Here is a 25541-nt window from a genome sequence, read left to right as displayed (position 1 = left end):
AGAAGCAGCCGACTCGCACATCTCGGGACCTTATACCTGTCCGTTTCGGGACCAACGTCCTATCGCATCTACGTAAAGGGGAGTTAATGTTCCGACGGTAAGATCACCGATATGGGGGCGGCGTGCTGCGTTCCTTCAACCGCGGCGAAGCCGCGGTATTTTCTTCTTCTCCCAGACCAAGAAGCAGACCATGGAGGCGCACGCTTGCGGCCTCTTTGGCTCTCGCCATCACCGGTGGCACCCTGTCCGGAGCATCTGCGACAGCGTTTGCGGACAGCAAGTCACCTCGACCTCTCAAAAACAGCGTCAAACCGGTTCCGGTCAGCAAGGTCGGAGGCCAGAAGAACCAGAAGGCCGATCAGGCCGGCAAGAAGGCCTGGAAAAGGGCTCCGTCCGCTAGCTGGCCCAAGCCGGGCAAGACCACTACGGAACTGGTAACGCCCAAGAATTCCGGGCAGAAGCCCGAACCGCGCAAGGTGCGCGCCGGCGGCCTGCCGCTTTCGGTGACGGACGCGTCCGCACCGAAGCCCGGCACCTCCAGCAAGGTCACTGTCGAGACCCTTGACCGTTCTGCCGCCAAGAAGGCGGGCGTCAACGGCGTCCTCCTCAAGGTGGGTGCCGGTGACCGGGCCGCCGAGGGCAAGACCTTCGACGTCGAGCTGGACTACTCCGCGTTCCGCTATGCCTACGGTGGCGACTGGGCCTCGCGTCTCACTCTCGTCCAGCTTCCGTCCTGCGCTCTGACGGACCCTGACAAGGCGTCGTGCAAGGCGGGCAAGCCGCTGCCGGGTGTCCGCAACGACGTCCAGGAGGGCACGCTCAAGGCCAAGTTGGCCATGCCAATGAGCTCGGCTCCCACCGCGGGAAGCCGGCAGAAGCGCTCGCTCATGGCGGCCCCCATGCTGCTCGCCGCCACCGCCGGTGTCTCCGGCGCGTCGGGCGATTACAAGGCGACGTCCCTCTCCCCATCCGGTGTGTGGGAAGCCGGTGGCTCGTCGGGGTCGTTCTCCTGGTCCTACCCGATGAGCGTGCCCGCCGTGCCCGGCGGGCTCCAGCCCCAGCTGGACCTGGCCTACTCCTCCCAGTCCGTCGACGGCCGCACCGCCGCCACCAACAACCAGGCGAACTGGGTCGGTGACGGCTGGTCCCTGGCCGAGAACTTCATCGAGCGCAAGTACAAGTCGTGCGTCGACGACATGAAGGACGGCAACAACAAGGCCAAGAACGGTGACCTCTGCTGGGGCACCGACAACGCCACGATCTCCCTGAACGGCAAGTCGAACGAGCTCGTCAAGGACGACAAGACCGGCGCCTGGAAGCTTCGCCGGGACGACGGGACCACCATCGTCCGTCTGACGGACACCGGTCGGGGCAACGGCGACAACGACGGCGAATACTGGCGCGTCACGACTCCGGACGGCACCCAGTACTACTTCGGCTACAACCGCCTTCCCGGATGGTCGTCCGGCAAGACCGAGACGAACTCCACCTGGAACGTCCCGGTCTACGGCAACCACGCCGGTGAGCCCTGCCACAAGGACGCCTTCGGCGACTCCTCCTGCAACCAGGCATGGCGCTGGAACCTCGACTATGTCGTCGATCCCAACGACAACGCCATGGCGTTCTACTACGCCGCCGAGACGAACCGCTACGCGCGCAACGTCAGCATGACGACCGGCAAGGGCACCCCCACCGAGTACGCCCGCGGCGGCTACCTCAAGCGCATCGAGTACGGCCTGCGCACCGACAACGTCTACGGTGCCAACGCGGCTGCCGGGAAGGTGAATTTCACCGACGCCGAGCGCTGCCTGACGTCCTCGGACTTCAACTGCGCCGAGGACAAGTTCACCAAGGACAACGCCAAGCAATGGCCCGACGTTCCGTTCGACCAGTACTGCAAGGCGGATGACAAGGAGTGCAAGGACCAGTACTCACCCACTTTCTGGACGCGCAAGCGCCTGAAGAAGGTGGACACCGAAGTGCTGTCCGGCGGCAACTACCTGCCGGTGGACTCCTGGGAGCTCGACCACCAGTTCCCGTCCACCGGTGACGGCTCGGCCCCGGCCCTGTGGCTGGCCTCCCTGACCCGCACGGGCCACACGGGTGGCAAGTCCGAATCGCTGCCGCCCGTTACCTTCTCCGGCGTCCAGATGGCCAACCGCGTGGAGCGGGACACCGATCCGATCCCGCCGCTGGTCCGCTACCGCGTCTACGGCATCGAGACGGAGACCGGTGGCACCATCGGCGTCACGTACTCTGCGCCCGACTGCAAGGCCGGCAACCTTCCGGACGAGTCCTCGAATTCCCGCCGCTGTTACCCGGTCTACTGGTCCTCCAAGGACTCTCCCGCAGCGGACGGCAAGGAGATCAAGGACTGGTTCCACACCTACGTGGTGACGCAGGTCCTGGAAACCGACAACACCGGTGGCGCTCCCGCCAAGCAGACGGACTACGAGTACCTCGGCGGCGCCGCCTGGGGCAAGAGCCAGGACGAGCTGATCAAGCCGGAGTACCGGATCAACAGTGTCTTCCGCGGATACGAGCGGGTGCTCACCCGCACCGGCGCCGGAAGCGACAAGCGCACGCTGAGCGAGAGCCGGTTCTTCCGAGGCGTCCCCGGTGCCAAGGTCGCCGACGGAGAGGGGAACAAGGCCGACGACCACGAGGCGTACGCCGGCATGCCCCGGGAGCAGGCCACGTATGACGGCGACGGCGGCAAGCTGCTGCACGCCACTACGTACGAACCCTGGCACAAGGGTCCCACGGCTTCTCGTGCCAGGCCGGAACTGCCCGCGCTGGAGGCCCATGTCCTCGGTGTGAAGGCGGAACAGACCCGCACGGCGGTCGGGGACGGCTGGCGACGGACGAGGACCGAGCGGTCCTTCGACGACTTCGGCATGGTCACCAGCGAGTCGGACCTCGGCGACGTGGCGAAGACCGGCGACGAGGTGTGCACCGTCACGGCCTACGCGCGCAACCCGAAGAACCACATCCTCAACGCGGTCGCCTCCCAGAAGAGGCTCGCGGCACCCTGCGGTGACGGCGAGGACGCCTCCGGCGACCTGATATCCGAGAAGCGCTCCTACTACGACGGCTCCAGCACCCTGGGCGAACTGCCCGAGAAGGGCGCGGGCAGGGTCACCCGGACCGACGAGAACGACGGCAAGGGCACCGGTTTCCTCACCACGGAGACCGGCGACTACGACAAGTACGGCCGCCAGGTGACCTCCGTCGACGTCCTGAAGAACAAGACGACCACGGCCTTCACCCCGGCCACAGGTGAGGCACCGGTCAAGACGGTCGTCACCAACCCCCTCGGGCACACCCTGACCACCGAGCTGGACCCCGGCCGCGGCCAGGCCACGGCGGTCGTCGACGCCAACGGCAAACGCACCGACTCCGAGTACGACGCCTTCGGCCGGCTTGCCAAGGTCTGGCAGCCCGGGCGGGACAAGAAGACCTACCCGGACTCGCCGAACATCGCGCACACGTACAAGCTGTCCAAGACGGCGCCGGTCAGCGTGAAGACCACTGCGCTGCACGGCGACGGCACCCTGGCGACGACCTACACCCTCTATGACGGGCTGCTGCGCATGCGGCAGGCCCAGGCGCCCTCGCCGACCGGCAAGGGACGGATGATCAGCGAGTCGTACTACGACACCCGCGGCCTGGTCGTGAAGTCGTACGGTGGCTACTACGCCGACGGTGACCCCTCGGACACCCTGGTCAAGGCCGACGACACCAAGGTCCCGAACATCACCGAGTACGTCCACGACGGCGCCGGCCGGGTCACCGCCTCGATCGGCCGCAAGTACGGCGACGAGACCCTGCGGCACACCACTGTGTACGAGGGCGACCGCACCACCGTCATCCCCCCGAAGGGCGGCACGGCCACCACGACCGTGAACGACGCCCTGGGCCGGACCGTCGAACTGATCCAGTACACCAACGCGGACCGGACCGCTTCCCAGTCCACGCGTTACTCCTACGACAAGCGGGGACAGCTCGCCCAGGTCGTCGACCCGACGGGCGCGAAGTGGGCCTACACATACGACGCGCGTGGCCGCAAGGTCGGTGTGGACGACCCCGACAAGGGGGCCTCCACCCTCACCTATGACGACGCCGACCGGCTGGTCTCCCTCACGGACGCCGGCAAGCACACCCTGACGTCCGGCTACGACGCGCTCGGCCGCCGGACCACTCTCAAGCAGGGAAGCACCCTGCTGTCGGAGTGGACGTACGACACCGTCGCGAAGGGACAGCCGGCCGCCGCGAAGCGGTACGTCGACGGCAACGTCTACGTGGCCGAAACCACCGCCTACGACGACTTCTACAACGCGAAGTCCTCGCAGGTGACCATCCCGGCCTCGGAAGGAGCGCTGGCCGGCACCTACAAGTGGTCCTTCCTGCACAACCCGAAGACGGGCCTGCTCGAGTCGACCACGCAGCCCTCCCTCGGCGGCCTCCCGGCCGAGCGGGTCACCACCCGCTACAACGCCGCCGACCTGCCCAAGGAGACCTCGGCCGGTGGCCAGCTCCTGGTCTCGGACACCACCTACGACGCCTTCGGGCGCTCCATCCGCGACCAGTACGGCCCCATGGGCAAGCGCCTGTACACCACGTCCGAGTACGAGGAGCAGACCGGGCGGCTGACCAGGGTCGTCAACGACCGCGAGGCGGCACCGCAGCGCATCGACGACACCCGGTACGACTACGACCCGGCCGGCAACATCACCCGGCTGAGCACTGTCAGCGGTCAGGACGCCGCAGCGGTCACCGACACCCAGTGCTTCAGCACCGACGCACTGCAGCGCATCACCCATGCGTGGAGCGCCACCGACGGCTGCACCGCAAGGCCGGAAGCCGGAGCCACTCCCCGGGTCGGCGGTCCGGACGCCTACTGGAACTCGTACACCTACGACGCCGTCGGCAGCAGGACCACCGAGACCCGGCACGACGTGACGGGCAACACCGGAAAGGACATCAAGCGCACCTACTCCTACCCCGGCGACGGCAAGCCGCAGCCGCGCGCCCTGGCTTCCGTCACCACGCGTGTCGGTGACCGGGACGCGGGAGAGCCCGACGCCTTCGCCTACGACGAGCTCGGCAACACCACGCGGCGCAAGGTCGCCGGCAAGGACCAGCAACTGTCCTGGGACGCCGAGGGTCATCTGGCCAAGGTCGTCGAGAACGGGAAGACCAGCAGTTTCGTCTACGACACCGAAGGCAACCGGCTCCTGCGCCGCGACGCCGACGGCACCACCCTCTACCTCCCCGGAGGCAACGAGGTCCTGCTCAAGGCGGACGGCAAGACGCAGGCGGGCACCCGTTACTACGACCACGGGGGCAAGACCGTCGCGGTGCGTACCGGGGGCAAGCTCTCCTATCTGCTCTCGGACCACCACGGGACGGCCACCACGACCGTGGACGCGGCCGGCCTGGCCGTGACGGCGCGCAGGACCGACATCTTCGGTGCCCCCCGCGGCGACCAGCCGGCCACCTGGCCCGGTGAGCGCGGCTTCGTGGGCGGCGTCGACGACAAGGCCACGGGCCTCGTCCACCTCGGCGCGCGCGAGTACGACCCCGCACTGGCGCGGTTCGTCAGCGTCGACCCCATCGCGGACCTCACTGATCCGCAGCAACTACACGGTTACAGCTACGGCAACAACAACCCGCTCGTCCACAGCGACCCGAGCGGAAAGTTCTTCGGTGGCCTGCTCGACATCGGCAACGCCATCATCGAAATGGCCAGGGACTTCGTCGACTATTTCCAAGAGGTCGTGACCAGACCGAGCAGTTCCTGGAGCCGCAGCTACAAGGCGACCTACAGCAGCGCCTCCTATCGTGGTGGCGGCAGCATGGGCATCAATCGGTGCCAGGACAGGCTGTGCAGTGCACCGAAGCAGAAGCTGAAACCGCTGCCCGACCTCAGCAAGGTGCGCCACAAGCCAACCGTGGCCGACAGGATCGCCATGACGGTATGCAGCTGGATACCCGTCGTGGGTGCCGGCTGCGACGCCGCCGATCTGGCGCAGTCCGCGGAGGAGGGCGACACGACGGGCATCGTGGTCGGGGTGGTCGGGTTCCTCCCGTTCGGCGATTGGCTCAAAAGCCTGAGGCAGGCCAAGCGGCTCGAAAAGGCTGCAGAAGCTGGAGAGGACGCTGCGAAGGGAGCCAAGAACCTCAGCAAGGCAGTCGACACGCCGGAGGAGGCTCAGGAGGCTGTCAAGCGCCTTCCCCGGTACGGCTCGGGGATGAAAAAGGATGCCGAACACCGAGCCCCGGACCAGGTGGTCGACCAGATCGCGGAACGCGGAACCGTTTTCCAGTTCGTGGGCGGCGACAAAAAGCCTCGAACGCTGGTGCAGATGCCGGGCGGCATGAACGGGAAGACCGGCCGTTACGAATGGATCATTGAGGTCGTCGACGGCACACAGGTCGTCTCGCACCAGCGATTCATCAGGGACGGATCCATCAACGGAGTCCCGAACAAGCGGTAACGGAACACCCTTCAGAGGCAAGCCGCACTGTGCAAACGGTGCGGCTTGCACTCGTTTCACGGATATGAGACCTTCTCGCGCATGAGTGAGGACAAGGAACGCATGTGGAAGCGCATTTCCGAATATCTCGCCGAGTACGAAGCAGGCCAGGTCGGCCTGGACATGCTCTCCGAAGCGGTACGCGGAATCCCCGGCGCCATGAGTCCGGTGGACCCCTCGGTGATTGACCAGGCGAATGACTTCGCAGCGGAACTGAGCAGGCACCACGACCTCAGGAACTCTCCCTGGAACACGCCGGACGACGTGGGCCCGGAGGACGAACAAGAGCTGCACTCGCTTCTCGACGCACTGCGAAGCTGGATCGACAGGTCCCTCGCTTTCGAGAGCCGGTCCTCCTGATTCCCCTCGCCGCCTGCGTGAGTGATCCGGCCCGTTCCGTCACGCCCCCCGCCGGGTCGCGGCGTCGCGGACCGCCGTCAGGTGGGCGTAGACCACCACGTTGCCCAGGTACTCGGACGTCTCCTCCGAGAAGCCGCCGCCGCAGGTGATCAGGCGGAGCTCGGCGCGGCCCGTCGGGCCGTAGACCTTGCGGGAGGGGAAGTCGGCTCGGGTGTAGACCTCGATGGCGTCGATGGTGAAGACCGCCGTGCGGCCGTCGACGCGGGCGATCTCCATCGCGTCGCCCTTCTTCAGGATGCCGACGTTGTAGAAGACGGCGGGGCCGGCGGCCGTGTCGACGTGGCCCGCGATGACGGCGGTGCCGGCCGCGCCCGGTGGGGTGCCGGCGGCGTACCAGCCGGCGAGGTTGCGGTCCTCCTCGGGCGGGCTGGTGAGGGTGCCGTCCGGTTGGAGGCCGAGCGGTACGAGGGGCGCGTCGACGTCGATCTCGGGGATGCGCACCCGCGTCGGCGCGGCGGGCGAGAGCGGCGGGACGAGTTCCTGGAAGCGGGCGAAGGCGGGGCCCGTGGTGAACGCCTGGGCGGCGGACGGCTGCGGGGGCGAGCCCTGGACGTGCGCGCCGGAGTCGATCAGCCAGCAGCCGGCGCACACGGCGGTGCCGAGGGCCGTCGCGGCGGCGGCGCGGGAGCGGGTCCAGCGGACGGTGTCACGCAGCCGGCCGTAGTGCCGGCGGGTCTCGTGCAGCCTGTGCAGAGCGTGCAGGCGGGTGTCGCGGCCCCTGGGCATCGGAGTCCTCCGAACCGTTCACCTGGTCCGGCCCGCCCCGGCGGGCGGGGCGGGCCGACCGGCCGGCCGTCAGGCCCGGCTGCCGCCGTTGCCGCGCCGCCGCAGGTACCAGGTGCCGCCGATCGCCGCCACGGCCAGGACCGTCGCTCCGGCCACGATCTCCGCGGTGCCCGAGCCGTCGCTCGTACCGCCGACACCGGTCTTCATGCCGCCCTTGGGCGGCTTCGCGGGAGCCATGCTCATGCCCATGCTCGGGGACATGCTCATGCTCGGGGCCATGCTCGGGCTCATGGACATGGAGGGTGACGGCTTGGACCAGTCACCACCGGCGACGACGAGGTCGCCCGTGGCCTCCTTGCCGTTGTCGCAGCGCATGCCGATGCCGTACGTACCGGGCTTGGCCGAGTCGGGCACCTTGAACTCGCCGGCCACGGCCTCCTGGCCCGTGCCCGCCTTCAGCTCGAACGCCGCGGGGCCGCCGACCGCGCTGGCATCGCCCGTGCCGTGTCCGCCCGGGCCGCAGGCCATGGTGTTCACGGTGACGGTGGCGCCGGGCGAGGAGGTGCCGGGGCTGATCTCCAGCTTGCCGTAGTCCCCCGCGAGCGCCGGGGCACCGGCCAGGCCGAGGGCGGTTATGGTCAGGGCGGCCCCGGCGAGCATTCGTGCAGTACGCATGCGTCTTCCTCCGTGAGCGCGGACGCGGCACACCGATGTGCCGCAGCGGACGTGGGAATTCCGCGCCCCTCCGAGTCGAGCCAAACCGCCTTCGGCGGGGCCCGCACCCCGTATCACCCGAACGCCCTGCCGTCACATGCCGAACGGGTGAGCGGACACAGGATCCGCTCACCCGTTCGGAGGATGGCTAGCGGGCGAGATCGTCCGGGCAGCCCGTGCCGCGCGGCAGCTTGTACGGGGCGGCGATGCGGTACGTCCCGGCGTGCGGGGCGTGCAGCAGCGTCCAGTCGTCCTGGGGCTGGTCGCCCTTCGGCTGCTGGACCTCCTTGGTCAGACAGCCGTCGAGGTTGACCGGCGGCTCGCCGTTCGGTCCGGCCTTCGGCGGCTGGACCGCCTTGCCGTGCTGGTCGAGCAGACCGAGCCAGGGCGAGTACGGGATGCGGATCAGCACCGGGCCGGGCTGCTGGACGGTGATCGTCAGCTCGTCGGCGTCCGCCCGCTCCACGACGGCCGGCGGGGCGGCCAGCGGGGTCGGGTCCTTGACGGCGTACAGCCGCCAGTTCTCGTCGGACCACACCTGGGTCAGATACGGCTGGCCCCGGGAGACCAGCGCGGCCTCGGCCACGGCCGCGTTGTCCGGCTCGCCGGTCGGCAGCACCACGTAGTGCACGGCCCAGCGGTCGAGCCAGGTGCGGTAGCTGTCGGTGGTGAGCTTGCCGTCCTCGTAGAAGAGCGGGTTGCGCTTGAGGTCGGCCTGCCGGTTCCAGCCGCGCGCCAGGTTGACGTACGGGGCGAGCGCCGAGGCCTCGCGGTGGCTGCGGGCGGGCACGACCTCGACGCGGCCGCGCCCGGCGTCCACGCGCTGGAGCTGGTCGACGAGCGGTGCGAGCTCGCGCGCCCAGGAGGCGGCCGGCGTGGTGTGGATGATGTCGCTGATGGAGTTCACGGACTGCCAGACCGTGCAGGTCGCGATCCCGAGAACGGTCGCGGTCCAGACCCGGGCGCCGCGCAGCCACTGGGCGCGCGGCGGCACGCCCTTGCCGTTCGTCAGCACGGCGACCAGCACCACCCCGCCGAAGACCATGCCCAGCCGGGAGATGTTGGTGCCGATCTGGGAGGGGATCAGCCAGACCAGGGTCACGCCCAGCAGATACAGGGCGGACGCCATGCGGACCGTGCGCCACGTCTTCGGCGTCAGGAACAGGCCGAAGGCGCCCGCGCACAGCGGCAGGATCGCCGACGGAAAGGCCATCGGCTGCCGCCCGGAGAACGGGAACAGCCACGCCGACACCGCCACCACCAGCACCGGCGTCACGCCCAGCGCGTACGCCGCCGGGCGGCGCCTGCCCAGCCAGAGCGCGGCCGCCACGATGCCGACGAACAGGCCGGCCACCGGGCTGGAGGCCGTCGACAGCCCCGCCAGCAGCGCGGCCAGCGCGGCCCGGCCCCAGCGGTAGCGGCCCTCGGAGCGCCACCGCATCGGCCACGCGAAGATCGTCGCCACGGCGGCGAGACCGAACATCATGCCGAGGCCGAAGGTCACCCGGCCCGAGATCGCGTTGCAGGTGAGCGCGAACGTTCCGTACAGGGCCGGCCACAGCGGCCGTTTGACGACCCTGCTGCGCTCCAGCAGCAGGGCGATCAGCCCGGCCGAGAGCGTGCCCGCGATCATCATCGTGGTGCGCACGCCGACCAGCGCCATCAGGTACGGCGAGATCACGCTGTACGAGACGGGGTGCATGCCGCCGTACCAGGCGAGGTTGTACGCCGACGCCGGGTGCTGGAGGGCGAACTCGGCCCAGGCGTCCTGCGCGGCGAGGTCGCCGCCGCTGTTGGCGAAGACCAGCACCCACACCAGGTGCAGCACCGCCGCGACGAGCAGGGTGAAGGGGACCGGCCGGGTCAGGGCCGCCCAGCGGCCGTCCGCGCGCCGGTCCGCGACGGCGGCCCAGCTCGGCAGGCGCCGCAGCGCGGAACCGTCGGCTCCGGCGCGGGTCTCCGTTCTGGGTGGGCCGGGCGGGACGTCGGCGCGCTCGTCGCGCTGGTCATTCTCGTCGCCCGGCTGCCCGGCACGCGCCGGCCCCACGGTGGTCACTGCGGTACTCCCCGTCTTCCCCCGAGGTCATCTCCCCCATCTTCACGCATGCTCGCTCCACGCATGCTCGGCCCGCCGAAAGCAAACCCCCGCGACGCTAGCACGCCGCACGAATCCGGCCGGACGGGCCGAAAGGGCTCCCGGTCCGCACGCATGGGTGCGGACCGGGAGCCCGGTGCCGGTCCCGGCTAGCCCAGACGGCCCAGCTTGGCCCCGAAGGAGGGCTCGGCCAGCGCCTTCTGCAGCGCCACCGGCACCTTCACCGCGCTCGGGCCGCTGCCCACGGTCAGCTGCCCGACCTCGGTGCCGGCCTTCGCCGTGTGCGGGAGCTTCTTGCCGGTCGTCTCCAGCGCGAACTTCGTCGAGAAGCCGGGCCAGCCGACGGCGACGACGTCCTTCGTCGCGACGACCGGGGTGCGGCCGTCCAGGCCGTCGTCGACGTAGCCGACGACGTCGCCCTTCTTGACGACGGTGGCGGTGCGCAGGGCCTGCTGCACGGCCGTGAGCTGCTCGTAGCTCTTGTTCTTGACCTTGGTGAGGCTGTTCTCGGCGTTCGGGTCCGGACCGCCCTTGAAGTGCTGGTCCATCGTCGCGCCGACGATCAGGTACTCCTTGTTGTCGATCGTCTTGCGGGCCGCCCACATCAGCGTGCCGCCGGCCTGGGTGCTGGAGCCGGTCTTGATGCCCAGCACGCCGGTGTGCTTCACGAGCAGCGTGTCGTTGTTGTTGTTGATGCGGCTCGGCGAGAGACCCGGGATGTCGGCGTTGGGCTGCTGGGTGATGTCCCGGATGACCGGGTTCTTGATCGCCTCCTCGGCGAGCTTCACCTGGTCCGCCGCCGTGCTCTTGGTCGTCGCGGTGAGACCGCTCGGGTCGGTGTACGTGGTGTTCGTCATCCCGAGGTCCTTGGCCGTGTCGTTCATCTTCTTGACGAACGCGTCCTCGGACTGCGCGTCCCAGCGGGCCAGCTGGCGGGCGATGTTGTTGCCGGAGGGGATGAGCAGCATGCGGAGCATGTCGTACTCGGAGAACTCCTGGCCCGTGCGGACCGGGACCCGCGACTCGTCCTGGGCGCCGGCCTCCTTCTCCGACTGCTCGTCGATGGTGACCTTGTTGCTGGTCCGGTCCCCGTCCTTGAGGGGGTGGTTCTTCAGGATCACGTACGCCGTCATCACCTTGGCGACGCTCGCCGTCGGGACGGGCTTCTGCTCGCCGGAGGTACCGACGTCACCGGCGCCGACGACCTTCACGGCGGACTGGCCCTCTTCGGGCCAGACGAAGGCGGCCTTGCCGCCCTCGAACGTGTAGGCCTTCTTCGGGCCCAGGCCGAGCTTCGGGTCCGGCAGCGGGCGGAACGCCTGCACGACGACGAAGATGATCCCGAGCAGCACGACCAGCGGCGCGTAGATCTTCACCCGGCGCACGGCGGTGCGCACCGGGGTCTCCGGCGGGGGCGGCGTGTTCGTCAGCTGGGCGAGCAGATCGAGCGGGGCGGGGGCCTGGCCGGGCGCGGGGGCCTGGCCGGCGGGCGGGACGGGCGGGACGCGCGTGCCGGTCGGGGGGGTGACCGAGACCGGGATGGCGGGCTTGGCAGCAGCGGCCGGCTGCGCCGCGCTCGGCTTGGCCGCGGCAGGCTTGGCCGCCTTGGGCTCGGGCTTGGACGCCGGCTTCGCGGCGTCCTCGTCCTTCTTCAGCGGCACGAACTGGCTCGGCGCGCTCTTGGGGGCCTCGGGGGCCTTCATGAGCTCGGTGGGCTGGTCGGCGGAGTCCGTGCCCTTGCCCTTGCCGGGCGCAGAACCGTCACTCTTGGGCCGTACGGCGCCGAAGACGGCGGTCGACCGGTCGACGGGCTTGTCACCGTTCGCCGGCTTGGCCGGCGCGGGGGCGGCGTCCTTGCCGGCGTTCGGACGCACGGCGCCGAACACGGCGGTCGGCTGATCGCCGGAAGCGGAGTCCGGCTTCTCCGCCGGGTCGGCGGGCTTCTCGGCGCCGGCCGCTCCCTTGCCAGGAGCAGCACCGTCGCCGCCCGGACGCACCGCACGGAACACAGCAGTCGCACGATCGGCGGGCTTGCCGGCGTCGTCGCCGGAAGCGGCCGGCTTCTCGTCGTCGGCGGCAGCCTTGCCAGCGGCAGCACCGTCACCGTTCGGACGGACCGCGCCGAACACAGCAGTCGCACGATCGACAGGCTTAGCGGCCCCTTCGCCGGAGCCGGCGTCATCGCCGGAAGCGGCCGGCTTCCCGGCGTCGGCGGCAGCCTTGCCAGCGGCAGCACTGCCGCCGCCCGGGCGCACAGCGCCGAACACGGCAGTCGCACGGTCGCCGGACCCACCGGCGTCCGCATCCCCGCTGCCGGCGGCACCCGCAGCGGCACCCTTGCCGGCCTCACCGCCGGAGGCAGCCGCAGTCGCGTCGCCGTCCGTGTCGTCCTCGCCGCCCTCGGAGGCCTCCGTGCCGGACACCCACGACGCGACCGCCGCCTTCAGACGGTCGTCGCGCTCGTCACCGTCCGTCGTCGGAGATTTCACGGGCGCCTCCGCGCCCTCCTGCTCGGGATCGGAATTGCGCGCGGCAGGGCGCGCCGTCGGGCCCGAATCACGAATGATCCCGAGCCTGGGGTCGCGTTCGCCGACAGTCGTCTCCCCCGACGACTTCCGCTGCTCCGACTTGCCGGGGGACTCGCCCGCCACCGATGCCTCCTCGAATTCCCGCGCCATATGCCGAGGCGGGGCGCGCACGCCCCGCTGAACGAACCCAATGTCCAACAGTGTCCACTGTCCATGCCCTGTCGGCGCGCGACCGTACCTCAGAGGACTTCTGCCGGCTTCACCCACGTGCTAGACGAGACGACATACCTACCGGTTCCCGCACGAAGCCACCACGCACTCTCGACAGACCAATGTGAGAGGGGTCACCCTGTCAGACATCCACGCGGGGAGGCATGGATGGGCAGGAGCCGCAGAACAATTCCGGAGGAGCTTCTGCTGCTCGCCCTGGACCCGGCGACGGGGACCACGGCGCAGCCGCAGTCGCTCGACCTCGGTCTCGCCGGAGCGCAGCTAGTGGAGCTGGCTCTGGCCGGACGGATAGCCCCTGACGGGGATCGTATCGCCGTGGTGCATCCACGGCCGACCGGTGATCCGACCCTGGACACCGCGCTCGAACTGCTGCGGCGCCGCGGCAGCCCGGTGCGGGCCGTCCACTGGATCGGCGGGCCCCGGCTGGGGTTGCGCCAGACGTATCTCACGCACCTGGAGCGGTGCGGCATGGTGCATGCCGTGGCCGGCCAGATGTGCGGAGTGCTGCCGACCACGCGCTACCAGGCCACGGACACGGCCATCAGCCGGGAGATCAGGACCCGGCTGGACAGCGCGATCCGCACCGGCGTCCCGCCGGACCCCCGGACGGCGGCGCTCGCCGCGCTGGCCCACGCGGTCGGCCTCGGCAAGCATCTCTACCCCGGCAACGAGGGCCGGTCCTCGCGGTCCCGGCTGCGGGACCTCATCCGGCACGACCCGATGGGCGGGCTCGTGGCGCACGCGGTGATGGACGTGCAGAACGGCGTCGCCGCGCAGCCCCGGCGCGCCGCGGCCGCGGCCGGCGGCGGCGCCTCGCGCCGCACGACCGTACGGACCGGTGTCGAGTCCGGCGGCGTCCCGGCGCAGTCGTCGACACGTCGCGCAGGCGTCATGGCCCGCGCGGGCGCCACGTGAAACGGTTCATCAACCATCCGTGAGCGCGGGCGCCGCCCGTGCCCACCCAGCACACCGCAGTACACCTCCGCACCCTTCGACCCCGACCCACACGCACCCCTCCGGTTCCCGACGCGGGGTGGCGGGCCCGGCAGTCCCTTGGACTGCCGGGCCCGCCGCTCCTCGCGCGTGCTCCCGGAACGGCGGCGCCGTCATGGTCATCACAAGCGGATTATGTGTCGGCATTTCCCAGCGCCGCCCCGGCGAGTGGTGGCAGGCTGCGAGCAGGAGACAGCAGCATGACGGAGCCGGAGGTGCGTCCCGTGGCGTCCAGTGTCAACCCCACCGTAAGGCGGCGCCGATTGGGGCAGGAGCTGCGCAAGCTCCGTGAGCTCAAGGGCATGACGGCCGAAGAGGTCGCCGAGCGGCTACTGGTCTCGCAGTCGAAGATCAGCCGCCTGGAGAACGGCCGTCGCAGCATCAGCCAGCGCGACGTCCGCGATCTGTGCGGGGTGTACGGCGTCGAGGACCACCGGATCGTCGACTCACTGATGCAGATGGCCAAGGAGTCGCGCCAGCAGGGCTGGTGGCACGCCTTCGGCGACATTCCCTACAGCGTCTACATCGGTCTGGAGACCGACGCCGCCTCGCTGCGGGTGTACGAAGGCTCCCTGGTGCCCGGCCTGTTGCAGACGCCGAACTACGCCAGCGCCGTGACCGAGGGCTCCTGGCCGGAGGCCACGTCGGCCGACGTCGAGCGGCGGGTACAGGTCCGCATGCGCCGGCAGGAACGGATCACCGACCCGGAGAACCCGCTGCGGCTGTGGGCCGTGATCGACGAGTCGGCGCTGCGCCGCATCGTCGGCAGCCGCGCCATCATGCGCGAACAGATGGAACACCTCGTGGAGTTCAGCATGCGGCCGCACATCACGGTGCAGGTGCTGCCCTATGACGTCGGTGCGCATCCGGGCATGTACGGCAAGTTCTCCATTCTGGAATTCCACGACCCGCAGGACGCGAGCACGGTCTATCTGGAGGGCATCACCAGCGATCTCTATCTGGAGAAGCCGAATGACGTGCAGGCGTACAGCGTGATGTACGAGCATTTGCGCATGCAGGCCCTCAACGCGGAGGACACCCGGCGGTTCATCAAGCGGGTCGCGGAGGACTGGGCCGACTGAGGAGGCGGAACGGTACACCTCTTCCCACCGCACGGGGAAGGGCCGCCTGGAATATGCCATCCGGTCGAGTGAACGACCCATTCACCGAGTGATGTTGGCGCGTAACGTCGACCGCACCTCGGGAAACCGGCGTTCTGATCTGACAGGCATACTCACAGGCATCGGAGTAATCATGGCGATTCAGCAGGGAATGACCACGTGGCGGAAGTCCTCCTACTCGCTCGCGCACGGCGATTGTGTGGAGGTCGCCTCCTTCCGGCCCCGGTCCATCGCGGTCCGTGACTCCAAGGAGCCGCAGCGCCCCGCCCTCGGCTTCTCCCCGGAGGCCTGGACCGCCTTCGTCTCGACCGTCACCGACGGCACCCACGGCAGCTGATACGGAGACCGAGCTCCCGGCATAGCGATACAACGCCGTATCGGACCGCCGGTACCGACGTACCCCCCACAGAGCCCTCCCGGCCGGCCCGTCGCCCCGGCCGGGAGGGCCCTTTCGCATGCGGTGGGCCGTCAGCCGTCGCCCTTGGCCACGCGAACCGTGCCCATGATTTTGTCGATCTGCGCCTCGCTCAGCGCGTCGGGCACGCCCTGGTCGGCGTAGATGACCCAGCCGTGGAAGGTGCCGTCGGGCATCTTCTGGGCGATGCTCTTCACGATCGCGGTGGGCGGCACACAGGGGCTGGGCCGGTTGGTGACGGTGACCTTGGCGGTGGCCGTCCAGCCGTCGATGCCGTTGTGCTTCCAGGGCTTCTCGTCGGTGATCTGGATCTGCGGCTTGTGCCCCAGGCCGCCGTACGCCATGACGCCCCAGTTGCCCGCCCAGTTACGGGCGTTCGTTTTGAGGTCGCCGTCCGTGCCGCCGCCCGTGGTGCCGGTGGTGGCGAGCTGGCCCTTGCCCGCCTCGCCGATCGAGTCGGGGTTGGCGCTGGAGGCGCAGCCGCCCTCCTTGTAGTTGGCGGTGCCGGTCATCACCACGATGGGCTTGCCGTTGTCGGTGTAGGAGATGGCCGTGTCCGGGTCGAAGACCTTCCAGTTGTCGGCCTTGCCCGGCACGTCGAAGCGGAAGGAGTGCTCCTGACGGGTCTGCGTCTGCCAGCCGGCGACCATCGGCCGGTCGCCCGGCGCCTTCGCGTCGTCGCCACCCGCACCGTCGCCGCCCGCACCGCCGCCGGGCTGTGCGGGGGCGCCGGCCGAGCCGTTCTTGGCCTTGCCGGCCTGGTCGTCCTTCTTGTCCTTGCCGCCGCCGCTGGTGAACGCGTAGGCGAGCCCGCCGCCGACGAGGGCCAGGGCGACGACACCACCCACGATCGCCAGGGTCTTCTTGTTCCCGCCGCCGCTGCCGCCCTGCGGCGGCTGGGGCGGCAGCGGCGGCTGCGGCACGTAGGCCGGTGCGGCCCCGTACGGGTGGGGCGGCGGGGGCGGAACAGGCGCACCCGGACCGCCGGGCCCTGCCGGGCCACCCGGACCGCCCGGCGGCGGGGCGACGGCCGGCTGGGCGAAGACGGTCGGCTGGGCGTGGCCCGTGCCCTCCGGGCCCCAGGTCGGAGCGGGTCCGAAGCCTCCGCCGGGCGGCGGTGGCGGCGGCGGGCTCTGCGGCTGCTGCGGGGACTGCTGCGGCTGCTGGGGCTCTTGAGGGTGCTGGGGCCAAGACATGCCGGACACCTTATGCGGTCATCGTCGCCGGGCCGTCGGGGTCCGGCGACAGATCCGCAACACTCTCCCCTCAGCCGTTGCCCAGCACCGGCAGCAGGTCCGGCAGATGGCCGTCCGAGGCGAGCGCCGCCCGCTGCCGCTCCTCGGGCACCGGCCCGTACAGCGTGGTACGCGGCCGGGACGGCCGGCCCGCCGCCTCCGCTATGGCGACGAGGTCGCGGATGGAGCGGTAGGAGCCGTAGGAGGAGCCCGCCATGCGGGAGATGGTCTCCTCCATGAGCGTGCCGCCCAGGTCGTTGGCGCCGGAGCGCAGCATCTCGGCCGCGCCCTCCGCACCCAGCTTGACCCAGCTCGTCTGGATGTTGGTGATGTGCGGGTGCAGCAGCAGCCGTGCCATCGCCGTGACCGCGCGGTTGTCGCGGGTGGTCGGGCCGGGGCGGGCGATGCCGGCCAGGTAGACGGGGGCGTTGGTGTGCACGAAGGGCAGGGTCACGAACTCGGTGAAGCCCCCGACGCCCTTGGACAGCGCGGCCTGCTGGATCTCGGCCAGCAGCCGCAGATGGCCCAGCCAGTGCCGCGGCTGGTCGACGTGTCCGTACATCATCGTCGAGGAGCTGCGGATGCCGAGCTCGTGCGCGGTCTTCACGACCTCGACCCAGGTGGACGTCGGCAGCTTGCCCTTGGTGAGGACCCAGCGGACCTCGTCGTCGAGGATCTCGGCCGCCGTGCCGGGGATGGTGTCGAGCCCGGCCTCCTTGGCGGCGGTCAGCCACTCACGGATCGACAGGCCGGTGCGGGTGGCGCCGTTGACGACCTCCATCGGGGAGAAGGCGTGCACGTGCATGCCCGGCACGCGCTTCTTCACCGCGCGGGCGATGTCGAAGTAGGCGGTGCCCGGCAGGTCGGGATGGATGCCGCCCTGCATGCACACCTCGACGGCGCCCACGTCCCACGCCTGCTGGGCGCGGTCGGCGACCTGCTCCAGCGAGAGCGTGAACGCGTCGGCGTCGGTGCGCCGCTGGGCGAAGGCGCAGAAGCGGCAGCCGGTGTAGCAGACGTTGGTGAAGTTGATGTTGCGGGTGACGATGTAGGTGACGTCGTCGCCGACGGTCGCGCGGCGCAGGTCGTCGGCGATCCGGCACAGGGCGTCCAGCGCGGGGCCGTCGGCGTGCAGCAGGGCGAGCGCCTGGTCGTCCGTCAACCGGGTGGGGTCGGCGGCGGCCGTGCGCAGTGCCTCGCGGACGTCGCCGTCGATGCGTTCGGGGGCCATGCCGGGCGCCGCCGCCTCGCGCAGGGCGTCCCAGTCGCCGTACACGTCGTCGAAGTCGTCGCGCCGGTCGGCGGTGCGGCCCTCGGTGTCGATGGTGCGGTGCAGCTCGGTGCGGCCGGTGGGGACGAAGACGTCCTCGGGCTCCTGCCAGGGCAGGCCGCGCACCTCCGCCCGCTCGTTCGCCAGGCCCGTCTCGGGATCGGCGAGGGCGCGGACGTGCGGCAGCAGCCGGGGGTCCAGCCAGGGCTCGCCGCGCTGGACGAACTCCGGGTAGACGGCGAGACGTTCCTTCAGGGTGAAGCCGGCGGCGGCCGAGTGCTCGGCGAGCGCCTCGATCCGGGGCCAGGGCCGCTCGGGGTTGACATGGTCGGGGGTGACCGGGGAGACGCCGCCCCAGTCGTCGATGCCGGCCCCGATGAGCCGCGCGAACTCTCCCTCGACCAGGTTGGGCGGGGCCTGGAGGCAGGCACCGGGCCCCATGATCAGGCGGGCCACGGCGACGGTGGCGACCAGGTCGTCGAGGGTCGCGTCCGGCATGCGGCGCATCGCCGTGTCCGACTTGGCGCGGAAGTTCTGGATGATCAGTTCCTGGATGCCGTGGTAGGCGCGGGCGACACGGCGCAGCGCGAACAGCGACTCGGCCCTCTCCTCGGGCGTCTCCCCGATGCCGATGAGGAGTCCGCTGGTGAGCGGGACGGAGCTGCGGCCGGCGTCCTCCAGGTGCCGCAGGCGGACCGCGGGCTCCTTGTCGGGGGAGCCGTGGTGCGGCATGCCGGGTTCGCTCCACAGCCGCTCGGCGGTGGTCTCCAGCATCAGGCCCATGGACGGGGAGACCGGCTTGAGGCGCTGGAAGTCCGTCCACGACATCACGCCCGGGTTGAGGTGCGGCAGCAGCCCCGTCTCCTCCAGGATGCGGATGGAGACGGCGCGGACGTAGGCGATGGTGTCGTCGTACCCGTGCGCGTCCAGCCACTCGCGGGCCTCGGGCCAGCGGTCCTCCGGCTTGTCGCCGAGCGTGATCAGTGCTTCCTTGCAGCCCAGTTCCGCGCCGCGCCGGGCGACGGCGAGGACCTCGTCCGGGGACATGAACATCCCCTCGCCCGCGCGGCGCAGCTTGCCGGGGACGGTGGCGAAGGTGCAGTAGTGGCACTTGTCGCGGCAGAGGCGGGTGAGGGGGATGAAGACGCTCTTCGAATAGGTGATGACGCCGGGGCGGCCTGCGGCCCGAAGGCCGGCGTCGCGCACGCGGGCGGCGGAGGCGCAGAGGTCCTCCAGGTCCGCGCCGCGCGCCCGCAGCAGCACGGCGGCCTCCGCGACGTCCAGCGCGACGCCGTCGCGGGCACGGCGGAGCGCGCGCCGCATGGCGCTGGCGGTCGGGGCTGCCGGCTGCTCGGGTCGTGGTGCGCTCGAAGTCATTGTCCGAGCATACGAGCGGACGCCGACGGCGCCAGTTACCGGAAGCTCCAGGTCCGTGTGCCTCTCGTCACGTCAGACGGAGGCAGCCTCCGGACGATTCGGGGGCAGGCTCTACAGAAACTCCGCGTGGGCGTCCAGCGCCCGCAGGACCTCGGCCTCGCCGGCCGACGGCAGCCCCACCACGACCTCCTCGATGCCCTGGTCCGCGAGGTGGGCGAGCTTTTCCGCCGAGGGGTGCACGGCGTAGGGCACGACGACCGGCTCGCCCGGCCGGCCCGCCTCCTCCCAGGCCCGCCGCAGGGCGGGCACCGACTCCCGCAGTCCCCCGCCGCCGATCGGCAGCCAGCCGTCCCCGAACTCCGCGATCTCGGCGAACAGCCGCGGCCCGGGCGATCCGCCCAGCAGCGTGCGCGGGCCCAGCAGCGGCTCGGCGTCCTTGCGCTCCCGCGGCGGGTGCACCGGCTTGGGGAACGCCCAGCTCTCCTGGACGGAACCGAACTCACCCTCGTAGGCCGTCGGTTCCTTCGCCCACAGGGCGCGCATCAGCGCCATCCGGTCCCGGACGAGCCGGCGCCGGGTGCGCCATTCGACGCCGTGGTCGGCCGCCTCCTCGACGTTCCAGCCGTGGCCGATGCCGAAGGTGAAGCGGCCGCCGCTGAGGAAGTCGAGCGTCGCCACCTGCTTGGCCAGCACGATCGGGTCCTGCTGCGCGACGAGCGTGACGCCCGTCCCGATCCCGATCCGGTGCGTGACGGCCGCGGCCTGCGCCAGCGCGAGGAACGGGTCGAGGCAGCGCCCGTACTCGCGCGGCAGCGGCTCGCCCATCGGTGCCGGGGTCGCACGGCTGACCGGGATATGGGTGTGCTGCGGCAGGAAGAGCCCGGCGAACCCCCGCTGTTCCAGCTCCCGGGCGAGCCGGACCGGACTGATCGTCTCGTCGGTCAGGAAGATCGTGGTGGCGATGCGCATGCGGGGGCTCCTCGTCGTCGCATGTGACCCTGGTCCACGGTAGGCCCTGACGCGCCGTAATGCGCCACTCGACAACCGGCCGACACACAACAGACGAACGAAAGACGGCGTTCCCCTCGCCGCCACCCGGGGGTACAACACTGCCATCGCGACACTTCCGACCCGTGATTCCGACCCGTTGGGGGGCGTGGATGCACCGGCGCGACATGCTCAGGCTGACCGCCGTCGCGGGGGCGGCGGGGGTGCTTACCCTCGAACCCGTGACGTTCGCACACGCCGGCGCGGCCGGCGGCCCGGGCCATGAGGAGACCCGCAAGGTCACCGGACGGCTGCCGACCGGCGCACCGGACTTCGTCCACCTGCCGGTGGAAGTGCCGCCGGGGGTCCGCGAGATCGCCGTCTCCTACACCTACGACCGGCCCGACGTGCCGCCCGGCACCCAGGGCAACGCCTGTGACATCGGCATCTTCGACGAGCGCGGCACGCAGCTGGGCGGCGAGGGCTTCCGCGGCTGGTCCGGCGGGGCGCGCACGGAGTTCGCCCTGAGCGCCGAGCGGGCGACGCCCGGCTATCTCGCGGGCCCGATCGGACCCGGCACCTGGCACGTCGTCCTCGGCCCGTACACGGTGGCGCCGCAGGGCATGGCCTACGAGGTCACCGTCACCCTGCGGTACGGGCCCCGGGGCACCACCCCGAGGCCCGTCTACCCGCCCCAGCGCGCCAAGGGCCGGGGCCGCGCCTGGTACCGCGGCGACAATCACCTCCACAGCGTCCACTCGGACGGCAGACGCACCCCCGCCGAGATCGCGGCCGCCGCCCGCGCCGCCGGGCTCGACTGGATCACCACCACCGAGCACAACACCACCTCGGCGCACGGCGCCTGGCAGGGGCTCTGGGGCCCCCACCCCGACGGCGAACTGCTGATCCTCACCGGTGAGGAGATCACCACCCGCAACGGCCACGTCCTCGCCCTCGGCACCGACCCCGGCGTCCTCGTCGACTGGCGCTACCGCGCCCGCGACGGTGTCTTCCCCCGCTTCGCGCGCCGCGTCCGCGCCGCGGGCGGCCTGGTCGTCCCGGCCCACCCCTTCGCCACCTGTGTCGGCTGCAACTGGAAGTTCGGCTTCGACGACGCGGACCTGGTCGAGGTCTGGAACGGCCCCTACACTCCCGACGACGAGATGGCCGTCGCCGCCTGGGACGCGCTGCTCGTCGCCGCCGTGCGGGGCGGGAACGGGCGCTGGCTGCCGGCCATGGGCAACAGCGACGCCCACCGCGAGCCGCAGGTCGTGGGCCTCCCCCAGACGGTCGTCCTCGCCGACGACCTCTCCCGCCCGGCCCTCCTCGCCGCCCTGCGGGCGGGCCGCAGCTGGATCGCGGAGTCCTCGGCGGTGTCCCTGTCCTTCACGACGGTGGACGGCCGGGGCGGCCACGCGGGCATCGGCGACCGGCTGCGCGCCGCGCCCGACGCGGCGGTCACCGCGCGCCTGGAGGTCTCGGGTGTACCGAAGGACTGCACGGCCTCCTTCATCACCGACCAGGGCCGCCTCTTCACCGCACCCCTCCCCGCCGGCGGACGGCTGGAGTGGCGCACGACGCCGTCGTACGCGGCGTACGTACGGGCGGAGGTGCGGAAGCCGGACGGCGCCATGGTCGCGCTGACGAACCCGGTGTTCCTGGGGAAGGGGTAGGGGCTCTCAGCGCGACCGGGGCAGCACCTCGCCCCGGAAGAACGCCGGGCTGCGCCGCCGCATCGCCAGCATGAGCGCGCCGCCGAGCACCAGCAGCCCCACCCCGATCACGAACACCGACCCGACCCCCAGCACGGAGCTTCCGCTCCCGTAGGACGGGTCCCACATGTCGACGAGCGTCTTGGCGAAGACCGCCGCCAGCAGCAGGCCGCCCAGGACCGGGAAGACGCCCTTGAAGAGCGCGTCCCGTGCCGACCTCCGCAGGTCAGCGCGGAAGAACCACGCGCACGCGAACGCCGTGATCGAGTAGTAGAAGCAGATCATCAGACCGAGGGCGTAGACCGTGTCGATGAGGACGTTCTCGCTCAGGAAGCTCATCGCCGCGTAGAAGACGCCGGTGGCCGCGCCAGCCCAGACGGTGGCCCGGGCGGGGGACTTGAAGCGCGGGTGGACGCGGGCGAAGGACGGCGGCAGGGCCTCGTAGGTGCTCATGGCGAGGACCGTGCGGGCCACCGGCAGGAACGTGGTCTGGAGGCTGGCGGCGGCCGAGGCCAGCACGGCGACGAAGAGCAGGATGCCCAGGGCGCGGCCCATGACCGGGCCGGCCAGGGCGGCGAAGACGTTGCCGGCGGTGCCGGGGTTGCCGAGGCCGAGGCCCTCCTCGCCGGTGCCGGAGTACATCTGGGCGGCGATCGCGGTCAGCAGGTAGGAGCCGATGAGGACGGCCATGGCGAGGAGCGCCGCACGGCCGGGCGTGCGCTCGCTGCCGGCCGTCTCCTCGTTGACCGTCAGGCAGGCGTCCCAGCCCCAGAAGATGAAGATCGACAGGGACAGTCCGGCGGTGAAGGCGCTGAGGGATCCGACCCCGAGGGGGTTGAGCCAGGACCAGGAGAAGCCGATCGCGGTGGGGACGGCGCCCGAGCGCGCCTTGGCGATCGCCAGGGCGACGAACGCGGCGAGGACGGCGAGCTGGAGCCCGACGAGCGCGTACTGCAGGCCCTTGGTCGCGGTCATGCCCCGGTAGCTGACGGCCGTGGCGACGGCGATGAGGAGCAGGCACGTCGCGACGTGCACGGGCCGGTTCCCGTCGAGGGCGGCGACGGCGTCGCTGCCGGTGAGCCGGGCGAGGAGCAGATAGAGGAAGGAGGTGGCGACGCCCGCGAGGTTCGACAGGACGATGATGGTGGCGATGACGAGTCCCCAGCCGCACATCCAGCCGACGCGGGGCCCGAAGGCCCGTACGGACCAGGTGAAGGACGTGCCGCAGTCGGGCACGGCCCGGTTCAGCTCGCGGTAGGCGAAGGCCACCAGCAGCATCGGCAGGAAGCCGGCCAGGAAGACGGCGGGGGTGCGCACGCCCACCTGGCCGACGGTGGGGCCGAGGGTGGAGGTCAGGCAGTAGACGGGCGCGACGGTGGAGACGCCGATGACGGCACTGCCGAGCAGGCCGACGGAATCGCCGCCGAGCCCCTTCGCGCGCAGGTCGCCGCCGTCGCCCGGCGCGACGCGCCCTGTCGTTCCTCCGGCCCTGGGCCGCGGGTCCGCCTCAACCATGGGCAGGACGTTAGGTTCTGCTGTTTCCGCAGCCGGTGGATCCGGCTCCGCCGCCTCGAATCTTGAATTCCAGCCTGCCCGACGAGTGTTGAACTGTCGATCGAAGGCGTTTCGACGGTTACGCCAGGTAACACCGTGGGTGTACGGGGCGTGGCGGGCGCTGCGAGAACCGTAGCCCCGCCCCTTTTGTCCCGGTTCGAAATTTTCCCGTGGCCTCAGGTCCCCACCGTCTCGGTGTCCCGCCCCGACCGCAGCACGGTGCCCGGGAGGGCTCCCGTCACCACGTCGTGCCGCACGGTCTCCACGCCGTTCACCCGTACGCTCACCACGCCCACCGCCCGCGAGTCCAGGCGGGGGCCCCCGCCCGGCAGGTCATGGACGAGCGTGGCCGGGCCGGCGTCGATCCGTTCGGGGTCGAAGAGGACCAGGTCGGCGTGGTGGCCCTCGGTGACGCGGCCGCGGTCGCGCAGGCCGAACAGCCGGGCCGGGTCGTCGGTCAGCATCCGCACCGCCCGCTCCAGGGTGACCAGCCGGCGGCCGCGCAGGCAGTCGCCCAGGAAGCGCGTGGTGTAGGGCGCGCCGCACATGCGATCGAGGTGGGCGCCCGCGTCCGAGCCGCCGAGCAGCACGTCCTCGTGCTCCCAGGTGCGCCGGCGCAGCTCCCAGCTGGCCGGGTCGTCGTCGGTCGGTGTGGGCCACAGGACGGTCCGCAGTTCGTCGGCCGCGCAGATGTCGACCAGGCACGCGAAGGGGTCCGTGCCGCGCTCGGCGGCGATGTCGGCGACGGTGCGGCCGGTGAGGCCGTCGTTCTCCTTGGCGTAGGTGTCGCCGATGACGTAGTGCGCGAAGTCGGTCAGCCGCCGGAAGGTGCCCGCCTCCTCGCTGTGCGCGCCGCGCAGCAGCCGTTCCCGGACGGCGGGGTCGCGCAGCCGGTCGATGCGCGCGGGGACGGGCAGGGAGAGGATCTCGCCCCAGCCGGGCAGCAGATTGAGCGCGCAGAACGTGCCGAGCGACATGTTCATGGGCGTCAGGATGGGCATCGTGAGCGCGACGACGCGGCCGCCCGCGGCACGGGCGCGCTCGCTGGCGGCGAGCTGGTTCGGCACGCGTTCCGGGACGGCGGAGTCGATGGTGAAGACGTTCCAGTTCAGCGGGCGCCCGGCCGTGACCGAGAGCCGGGCCAGCAGGCCGATCTCCTCCTCGCTGAACCGGTCGAGGCAGCCCGGCACGATCGCCTCCAGCTGGGTGCCCTCGTGCTCGCCGACCGCGCGCGCGAGGGCGAGGAATTCGCCGGGGTGGGCGTGCCGGGAGGCGACGGGGTTGCCGTCGCCGTCGGAGTGGGTGTCCGAGCGGGTCGTGGACAGGCCCCAGGCGCCCGCCTCCATCGCCTCGTGCAGCAGCGCGGTCATGGCGCGCAACTGCTCCTCGTCCGGGGTGCCGCCGATGGCGTCCGGCCCCATGACGTGGCGGCGCAGGGCGCAGTGGCCGGCCATGAAGCCGGCGTTGACGGCGACGCGCCCCTCCAGCGCGTCGAGGTAGTCGCCGAAGGAGCGCCAGTCCCAGGGCGCACGGCCGGCAGCCAGCCGCCCCACGTGCCCAGCGTGGCCGGTCCCACTCCGGCGCACAGCAGCGGCACCCGCAGCGGCAGGCGGCCACCCCGGCG

At 71.1% G+C, this 25541-nt stretch carries 14 protein-coding genes and 1 pseudogene; 6 read left to right on the top strand and 9 right to left on the bottom strand.

Annotated features, from left to right (window positions below; genetic code table 11):
• The first annotated feature begins 503 nt into the window (after nucleotides 1–503).
• Together AB0K09_RS00805 and AB0K09_RS00800 are read left to right on the top strand one after the other, a co-directional pair.
• Nucleotides 504–6500, top strand: coding sequence for an RHS repeat-associated core domain-containing protein (locus AB0K09_RS00805; RefSeq protein ID WP_366063021.1), 5997 nt, complete (start codon nucleotides 504–506; stop codon nucleotides 6498–6500).
• A gap of 81 nt (nucleotides 6501–6581) precedes the next feature.
• The gene (locus AB0K09_RS00800; protein WP_366063020.1) at nucleotides 6582–6899 is read left to right on the top strand and encodes a hypothetical protein; all 318 of its coding nucleotides are present in this window, start codon (nucleotides 6582–6584) and stop codon (nucleotides 6897–6899) included.
• Between the two features lie 39 nt (nucleotides 6900–6938).
• Here the strand turns inward: AB0K09_RS00800 and AB0K09_RS00795 are convergent, their stop codons facing one another.
• The 4 genes from AB0K09_RS00795 to AB0K09_RS00780 form a co-directional block, all read right to left on the bottom strand.
• Nucleotides 6939–7685 (bottom strand): class F sortase, encoded by a 747-nt coding sequence (locus AB0K09_RS00795; protein ID WP_366063019.1) that lies wholly within the window; start codon nucleotides 7683–7685, stop codon nucleotides 6939–6941.
• A gap of 69 nt (nucleotides 7686–7754) precedes the next feature.
• Nucleotides 7755–8360, bottom strand: coding sequence for a hypothetical protein (locus AB0K09_RS00790; RefSeq protein WP_366063018.1), 606 nt, complete (start codon nucleotides 8358–8360; stop codon nucleotides 7755–7757).
• A gap of 187 nt (nucleotides 8361–8547) precedes the next feature.
• Nucleotides 8548–10266, bottom strand: a complete 1719-nt coding sequence (locus AB0K09_RS00785) for an MFS transporter (protein ID WP_366063049.1) — start codon at nucleotides 10264–10266, stop codon at nucleotides 8548–8550.
• A gap of 377 nt (nucleotides 10267–10643) precedes the next feature.
• Complete coding sequence (locus AB0K09_RS00780; RefSeq protein WP_366063017.1) at nucleotides 10644–12983, bottom strand: D-alanyl-D-alanine carboxypeptidase; 2340 nt, start codon at nucleotides 12981–12983, stop codon at nucleotides 10644–10646.
• A 417-nt stretch (nucleotides 12984–13400) separates the two neighbouring features.
• Between AB0K09_RS00780 and AB0K09_RS00775 the strand changes: the two genes are divergently transcribed.
• From AB0K09_RS00775 to AB0K09_RS00765, 3 genes are all read left to right on the top strand, one after another.
• Complete coding sequence (locus AB0K09_RS00775) at nucleotides 13401–14168, top strand: GPP34 family phosphoprotein (RefSeq protein ID WP_366063016.1); 768 nt, start codon at nucleotides 13401–13403, stop codon at nucleotides 14166–14168.
• Between the two features lie 302 nt (nucleotides 14169–14470).
• Entirely contained in the window at nucleotides 14471–15328 is an 858-nt protein-coding gene (locus tag AB0K09_RS00770) for a helix-turn-helix transcriptional regulator (RefSeq protein ID WP_366063048.1), read from the top strand.
• Nucleotides 15329–15500: 172 nt separating this feature from the next.
• Nucleotides 15501–15704 carry a DUF397 domain-containing protein gene (locus tag AB0K09_RS00765; protein ID WP_366063015.1) on the top strand — a complete coding sequence of 68 codons (204 nt, stop codon included), beginning with the start codon at nucleotides 15501–15503 and terminating at the stop codon, nucleotides 15702–15704.
• A 131-nt stretch (nucleotides 15705–15835) separates the two neighbouring features.
• Here AB0K09_RS00765 and AB0K09_RS00760 read toward each other — a convergent pair whose 3' ends face one another.
• From AB0K09_RS00760 to AB0K09_RS00750, 3 genes are all read right to left on the bottom strand, one after another.
• Nucleotides 15836–16978 carry a hypothetical protein gene (locus tag AB0K09_RS00760; RefSeq protein WP_366063014.1) on the bottom strand — a complete coding sequence of 381 codons (1143 nt, stop codon included), beginning with the start codon at nucleotides 16976–16978 and terminating at the stop codon, nucleotides 15836–15838.
• Between the two features lie 70 nt (nucleotides 16979–17048).
• Nucleotides 17049–19664, bottom strand: coding sequence for a bifunctional FO biosynthesis protein CofGH (locus tag AB0K09_RS00755; RefSeq protein ID WP_366063013.1), 2616 nt, complete (start codon nucleotides 19662–19664; stop codon nucleotides 17049–17051).
• A gap of 111 nt (nucleotides 19665–19775) precedes the next feature.
• Entirely contained in the window at nucleotides 19776–20633 is an 858-nt protein-coding gene (locus AB0K09_RS00750) for a TIGR03619 family F420-dependent LLM class oxidoreductase (RefSeq protein WP_366063012.1), read from the bottom strand.
• Nucleotides 20634–20824: 191 nt separating this feature from the next.
• Here AB0K09_RS00750 and AB0K09_RS00745 point away from each other — a divergent pair, with 191 nt between their 5' ends.
• On the top strand, nucleotides 20825–22324 hold the full coding sequence (locus tag AB0K09_RS00745; RefSeq protein WP_366063047.1) for a CehA/McbA family metallohydrolase: 1500 nt from the start codon (nucleotides 20825–20827) through the stop codon (nucleotides 22322–22324).
• 6 nt (nucleotides 22325–22330) lie between these two features.
• Here the strand turns inward: AB0K09_RS00745 and AB0K09_RS00740 are convergent, their stop codons facing one another.
• Together AB0K09_RS00740 and AB0K09_RS00735 are read right to left on the bottom strand one after the other, a co-directional pair.
• Nucleotides 22331–23878 carry an APC family permease gene (locus AB0K09_RS00740; RefSeq protein ID WP_366063011.1) on the bottom strand — a complete coding sequence of 516 codons (1548 nt, stop codon included), beginning with the start codon at nucleotides 23876–23878 and terminating at the stop codon, nucleotides 22331–22333.
• 215 nt (nucleotides 23879–24093) lie between these two features.
• Nucleotides 24094–25446 (bottom strand): annotated as a pseudogene (locus AB0K09_RS00735) (amidohydrolase family protein); the annotation flags it as partial.
• Nucleotides 25447–25541: the final 95 nt, after the last annotated feature.

The organism is Streptomyces sp. NPDC049577, assembly GCF_040675635.1.
GTDB lineage: Bacteria > Actinomycetota > Actinomycetes > Streptomycetales > Streptomycetaceae > Streptomyces.
The sequence above is the reverse complement of the archived record's forward strand: the minus strand, read 5'-3'. Positions and strand labels throughout refer to the sequence as shown.

Bases quoted from the DNA above. Each gene is read 5' to 3' on its own strand.
- AB0K09_RS00800 (WP_366063020.1), top strand. From the start codon at position 6,582: ATGAGTGAGGACAAGGAACGCATGTGGAAGCGCATTTCCGAATATCTC.
- AB0K09_RS00795 (WP_366063019.1), bottom strand. From the start codon at position 7,685: ATGCCCAGGGGCCGCGACACCCGCCTGCACGCTCTGCACAGGCTGCAC.
- AB0K09_RS00790 (WP_366063018.1), bottom strand. From the start codon at position 8,360: ATGCGTACTGCACGAATGCTCGCCGGGGCCGCCCTGACCATAACCGCC.
- AB0K09_RS00775 (WP_366063016.1), top strand. From the start codon at position 13,401: ATGGGCAGGAGCCGCAGAACAATTCCGGAGGAGCTTCTGCTGCTCGCC.
- AB0K09_RS00765 (WP_366063015.1), top strand. From the start codon at position 15,501: ATGGCGATTCAGCAGGGAATGACCACGTGGCGGAAGTCCTCCTACTCG.
- AB0K09_RS00760 (WP_366063014.1), bottom strand. From the start codon at position 16,978: ATGTCTTGGCCCCAGCACCCTCAAGAGCCCCAGCAGCCGCAGCAGTCC.
- AB0K09_RS00755 (WP_366063013.1), bottom strand. From the start codon at position 19,664: ATGACTTCGAGCGCACCACGACCCGAGCAGCCGGCAGCCCCGACCGCC.
- AB0K09_RS00750 (WP_366063012.1), bottom strand. From the start codon at position 20,633: ATGCGCATCGCCACCACGATCTTCCTGACCGACGAGACGATCAGTCCG.
- AB0K09_RS00745 (WP_366063047.1), top strand. From the start codon at position 20,825: ATGCACCGGCGCGACATGCTCAGGCTGACCGCCGTCGCGGGGGCGGCG.
- AB0K09_RS00740 (WP_366063011.1), bottom strand. From the start codon at position 23,878: ATGGTTGAGGCGGACCCGCGGCCCAGGGCCGGAGGAACGACAGGGCGC.